At 47.4% G+C, this 5,163-nt stretch carries 7 protein-coding genes; 4 read left to right on the forward strand and 3 right to left on the reverse strand.

Annotation, left to right across the window (positions count from 1 at the left end):
- The 3 genes from V6C93_RS03660 to V6C93_RS03670 form a co-directional block, all read left to right on the forward strand.
- A partial coding sequence (locus V6C93_RS03660; protein ID WP_333475291.1) for a hypothetical protein occupies positions 1-288 on the forward strand: 288 nt, incomplete at its 5' end.
- A 2-nt stretch (positions 289-290) separates the two neighbouring features.
- Positions 291-707 (forward strand): HNH endonuclease, encoded by a 417-nt coding sequence (locus V6C93_RS03665; protein WP_333475292.1) that lies wholly within the window; start codon positions 291-293, stop codon positions 705-707.
- Positions 708-867: 160 nt separating this feature from the next.
- Positions 868-1,230 (forward strand): hypothetical protein, encoded by a 363-nt coding sequence (locus tag V6C93_RS03670; RefSeq protein ID WP_333475293.1) that lies wholly within the window; start codon positions 868-870, stop codon positions 1,228-1,230.
- A 313-nt stretch (positions 1,231-1,543) separates the two neighbouring features.
- Here V6C93_RS03670 and V6C93_RS03675 read toward each other — a convergent pair whose 3' ends face one another.
- Positions 1,544-1,756 (reverse strand): hypothetical protein, encoded by a 213-nt coding sequence (locus tag V6C93_RS03675; RefSeq protein WP_333475294.1) that lies wholly within the window; start codon positions 1,754-1,756, stop codon positions 1,544-1,546.
- A 195-nt stretch (positions 1,757-1,951) separates the two neighbouring features.
- On the opposite strand from V6C93_RS03675, the gene V6C93_RS03680 reads away from it, so the two are divergent.
- On the forward strand, positions 1,952-2,536 hold the full coding sequence (locus V6C93_RS03680; protein WP_333475295.1) for a YkgJ family cysteine cluster protein: 585 nt from the start codon (positions 1,952-1,954) through the stop codon (positions 2,534-2,536).
- A gap of 66 nt (positions 2,537-2,602) precedes the next feature.
- Here the strand turns inward: V6C93_RS03680 and lnt are convergent, their stop codons facing one another.
- A complete protein-coding gene (lnt, locus tag V6C93_RS03685; RefSeq protein ID WP_333475296.1) occupies positions 2,603-4,225 on the reverse strand; it encodes an apolipoprotein N-acyltransferase in 1,623 nt (540 codons plus the stop codon).
- Positions 4,226-4,565: 340 nt separating this feature from the next.
- Positions 4,566-5,163 (reverse strand): DNA gyrase C-terminal beta-propeller domain-containing protein (locus V6C93_RS03690; RefSeq protein WP_333475297.1); only part of this gene is annotated, 598 nt, incomplete at its 5' end.

Consider the following 5,163-nt stretch of genomic DNA (forward strand, 5'->3'; position numbering starts at 1 on the left):
CCTGACAATGCGCCGCCAGAAATGCAAGCTGAACTCTTACAGATGCAGACTCTCAGCATTGATGAACTTCTGAAAATTGCCCAAGCTCAGATAGAATCTGAACAACAAGCGCGTCATACTGCTTTGCTGGAAAAGAACCAAACAGATGAAATTAGCCCAAAAGAACGGCAAGAGTTGAGTGAATTGCGATCGTCTGTCGATAGCTTAATGTTACGCAAAGCTTATGCTTGGGCTGTGTTGCGATGGCGAGGACACCGGATACCGTCTTTAACTGAGTTGCCCGCGTAGCAATGGCAATTTCCGACAAGGTTCGTCAGCAGATTTGTGCAGCAGCTAATTATCGCTGCGAATACTGCAAGACATCATCCAAGTTAACTGGGATGCCATTGGTCATGGATCATATTCTGCCTCAAGTTGCAGGTGGCAGCGATGAACCTGAAAACATAGCAGCAGCCTGCTATCGCTGTAATGAGTTCAAGGGGTCAAAAACTCATGCCCCCGATCCTGCGACAAGTATCCTGGTGCCTCTTTTCAATTCTCGCCAGCAGTCTTGGACAGAGCATTTTACCTGGGCGAATGGAGGGACTCATATTGTAGGTTTAACTCCAACAGGTCGAGCAACGGTTATTGCCCTGAGGCTTAACAATGATTATGTAGTTGAAGCACGGGCACTGTGGATTGAAAGCAACTGGCATCCTCCTACCTGAGAATTAACTGTTGGCAGATAGCGATTCTCTACGGGATAGCTAACGCTTCACTCACCTCTCTTCTTGGGCAACGATAAGAGCGATCGCTTTTGTCCAGGATTCTGCTGAAAGGGAGTACTCGCAGTTGTTATAGTGATTCCAAAGCCTCAGAGAACTCATAATGCAGATTACACTCGATCTCCCTGAAGAATTCGTATCGCGGCTGAGTTCGTTAGAAGACAAACTACCGCAAATTTTGGAATTGGGATTGCGGGAGTTGAATGCCAGTTCTCAAACGGGATTTACAGGTGTAGCTGAAGTATTGGAATTTTTAGCAACACTGCCCACACCCGAAGACATTATTGCCCTGCGTCCCTCCGAAGCATTGCAAGCTCAGATTAGTAGTCTCTTAGAAAAGAACCGCACCCAAGGTTTAACACCTGCCGAGTCACAGATTTGGGAGCAATATCAATACCTTGAACACTTAATCCGGATGGCGAAGGCGAAAGCATACCTCAAACTTAAGCAATTGAGTCAGGAATGAGCAGCACCTATATTCCATCTGCGCTAAGACGCCTCGTTTGCGAACGTGCTAAAGGATGCTATGAATACTGCCTGATTTCTGAAGTAACTGCATTCGCCCCTCACGAAATAGACCATATCATACCCTTATCGAACAGAAAGCTTCGCTAACACCTCTTTTTGGGTTGGTAGCAGGATTATCAGCTTTTGTTAACCTCCCTAGCCTCCCTTAATCAAGGAAAAAGAGAAAAGGAAAAATTAGTATTTTCACATTCCTTGTTTCCCCCTTAAGAAGGGGGGTTAGGGGGGTAAACAAAAGCTAAATCAACGAGTGATTACTCAACTTCAGGGTGAGGTTTCAGATACCGCCGTTGCAAGTTTACTGTATCTGACAAATCGTTGAGACTGTAAATCACCTCCGCAATAGACTGTCTGAATCGCTCATCATTCGTCATCTCTGAAATTTCCGATAAAAACTTCAGCTCGGATTGAATGATTTCTGAAATGCAGGTATAGTTCAGTCGAACTACTTGATGAATTGCTTCCATGTTTGATTAACAATTAACAACACATTTATAGTATAGAATTTATTAATTTTTGTAAATCAGCTGATAAAAAAATCAATTAAAGAAGAATTTTAAGAACCGAATAAATCCCTATAAAAATCTCCAGTCCAAATAAATCCTGATAGTAACGTTTTCGCAGGAACTGCGTATAAGTAATATACGAATCTAACTGCCAATATGAACCAAGCTCTCGCTGCTCAAGTGATGGCCTTGTATGCTCAAATTGATCAACTTATAGATACGTTTTTGGCAACGACTCAATTGCATTGTCCCAGTGGTTGCGGTTGGTGCTGCACTAGTCCCTATGTAGAAGCGACACCGCTGGAAATGCTGCCACTCGCGTTCGAGCTTTTTCGTCGGGGAGAGGGAGAGGTTTGGATAGAGCGAATAACAACAGAAAATGAAATAAATACTTGCTTGTTTTATCAACCTGACCCACTCATTCCGGAAAACGGTCGCTGTCAAGCCTATCAAATGCGACCTACACTTTGTCGATTGTTTGGCTGGTCTACAGCAACTAATAAGTTAGGCCAACCTGAACTAATCACTTGTGTTCGTCATAGAGCAATGATGCCAGAGATTGTAGCTAGTGCTGCTGGTGCGATCGCTAATGGATTAGAATCCCCCAACATGGCGATGCTATCTCAACAGGTGGCTAACATTGACCCGGAGTTGGGACGCGAAAGGATGCCGATTAATCAGGCACTACGACTTGCTCTTCTTCGAGTTGGACTTGAGTTGCAACTAACCGGAATCAGCTAATTTTTCAGGAGATGCGATCGCCGACTCGAAATCTAGAAATACAGATAAGCCGAGATAGCAATCAGCCTAGGCTGGATTTCGAGTCTTAGAAAACAACAACGCGACAGCTGCTAACCCCAACAAAACTTTAGTTAACCAATCTCCCCAACGGACGTAGAGAGTCTGCGTCTGCCGTCGATAAATAGTACCTGCATGAGTTTCATAGGTATGAATCCCAGACATCCAACGGGTTCTGCCGTGAGGGTCTACAATGGCAGAATAGCCCGTGTTTGTAGCCCGCACAGCCCATCTGTCCGTTTCGATCGCTCGCATCACATCCTGAGCATGGTGCTGAGCTGGCATCTCTGAGCTGTAATGGGCATCATTGGAAGCACTGAGGATAAACTGACCCCCAGCCGCTGCTTGACGCCGGAAATGTTCAGCAAAGGCTGATTCGTAGCAAATTCCTGCGATCGCACGACCAAATGGCGTCTCAAAGAGCTGAGTTGATGAACCCGCGACTAAATGAGCATCCAGGGGAGAAAGGCGATCAATCAAACCACCTAAAACTGACTCAAAGGGAATATATTCCCCCAACGGCACTAACTTGGCTTTGTCATAGCGGCTGAATGTCTCACCTTTACCGTTAATCGTAAACAGACTATTCGTGTAGCTACGTCCCCGCTCACCAAAAGCTCCCACCCAAGCCACAATACCTTGATCCAAAATAGCCGAGTAGAAGTCTTGACGCTTCAAGTCACTCAAAAAAAAAGGTAAAGCCCCTTCTGGCGTTAACACCGCCTCAACGCCCTGGCTGACTAATTTCCGATAGCCGTTAGTGTATCGTTCCAGAGCGCGACGCTTACCGTCGGTGAACAGTTTGATATCATTGCCGATGTTACCTTGAACAATACCAACAGTTAAAGCCGCTTCTTGGGGTTGAAATAAGAGGCGACTTTTCAGTCCAAAACCCATCAGGTACAAAATAACCAAGAGTCCTATTGCCATGCCGAGAAGGGTTGCAGGTTGTAGGTGAGAACGTTCAACAGGGGATGTTACCCCGTCTCGCTGCGATAACATCCTTCTAGCGTTCAACTCTTTGGCATCCCTTCTGTGTTGATCGCTAATCCACGCTTCGGCAACTAAACCATTCACTGCAACAATTGCCGCCGTCACGGTCGCAGGCCCAGATAACTGACCCAGGTGTAAAATGACTAAGTTATGAGGACTCTGAGTATAAGACAAGGACGTCCACCATAACGACCCAGCACTCCAAATCGACTCCAAGCCACACCAGAGGGCTGTGCCAAGCAGAACGCGAACCAAGGCTGAGATTCTAAGCTTTTGATGAATCCAAAATAACAAGGCTGCCCAAATCGCGACTAAGGCAGCTCCCCAGAGAGTAATGAATGTCCAACAAAAAATGGCGATCGCTAAACTGGCTAGCCACGGCACTCCCATCCAAGTCATTGGGTGAATGCCGGTAATCCAAAATAATGCTAAGCCATGATAGCCAATACCCCAAACTAATCCGTACAAAGCACACTGACGAACGCTCTGAGCTTGGGCAACCCAAAACCATAGGGGCACCAGCGCTATCCACGCTAAAGGCCAAGCCTCTACGGGGGCTGGAGTTAGCCCCATCAAGATACCGCCCAGTAAGGGCACCAGGAAACGAGAGGCTGAAGAGAATTGCTTTGAAGGTTTCATTGCAAATCAATGTCAAGGTTTGTGGCTTGACACAATAGAGACACAAAATACAAGGCGCTAGCTTGAAAATGAGTTGAAGGTTGGAAGATTAGAAGATTGTTCGCGTAGCGTTCCCCGAAGGGGTAGGTTAAAAATTTTCATTCTTACTTCTGTCGGGCGTTGCCCGCCCGCTGACGCTCCTTCGTCGCTATCGCTTCGCGTAACGCTAACGGAGAACGCTAACGCGAACGTTGTGAGCTTCTGCTCATGGTGCCTAACTTGCAAAGGTAGGGGGTGACTGCCGATTGTTGTAGGGGCAGGATGATATCGTGCCCCTACCTTCCAACGAAATCGAGCTACCTTACAACGACTCCTCCAGCGCTTCCACTTCCTCCTCCTCACCGGAGAGAGGCACTAAGGCAACCGCTGCGATCGCATCATCGTCATCCAGTCGCTGCACTCTCACCCCTGTTGCCATCCGGGACTGGGGCGAAATAGCATTAATCGCCTGACGAATGATAATCCCTCGACTCGTGATGATCATCAATTCATCCCCTTCATTGACCACCCGTAACGCGGCCAATTTGTCTTTGGGCAAACGGAACTTCGTCGCCAGGATTCCCATCCCTGCCCGATTCTGCAACCGGAACTGAGACACAGGCACCCGCTTACCATAGCCACCCATCGTAACCACAAGTACCCAAGGGCCTTGACCTGCGGTTACGACCAACTCCTGCTCTTCGGAAACCGCTTCGTTGACAGTCTCGCTCACCTCATTGAGGTCTTCAACTTCTTCTTCAACGGCTGCCTCAATCGCACTTGCCATCTGGGCGACAACCTGACCAGGGATAATATCCATGCTGATCAACTCATCTTTAGCCCGCAGTTTCATGGCCTTAACGCCCCTAGTGGCACGACCGAGGGGACGCAGTTGCTCGTTATCCGTCTTGAAGTGAATC

Source organism: Allocoleopsis sp., from assembly GCF_036703385.1.
Lineage (GTDB): Bacteria > Cyanobacteriota > Cyanobacteriia > Cyanobacteriales > Coleofasciculaceae > Allocoleopsis.

Bases quoted from the DNA above. Each gene is read 5' to 3' on its own strand.
- V6C93_RS03680 (WP_333475295.1), top strand. From the start codon at position 1,952: ATGAACCAAGCTCTCGCTGCTCAAGTGATGGCCTTGTATGCTCAAATT.
- lnt (WP_333475296.1), bottom strand. From the start codon at position 4,225: ATGAAACCTTCAAAGCAATTCTCTTCAGCCTCTCGTTTCCTGGTGCCC.
- V6C93_RS03670 (WP_333475293.1), top strand. From the start codon at position 868: ATGCAGATTACACTCGATCTCCCTGAAGAATTCGTATCGCGGCTGAGT.
- V6C93_RS03675 (WP_333475294.1), bottom strand. From the start codon at position 1,756: ATGGAAGCAATTCATCAAGTAGTTCGACTGAACTATACCTGCATTTCA.
- V6C93_RS03665 (WP_333475292.1), top strand. From the start codon at position 291: ATGGCAATTTCCGACAAGGTTCGTCAGCAGATTTGTGCAGCAGCTAAT.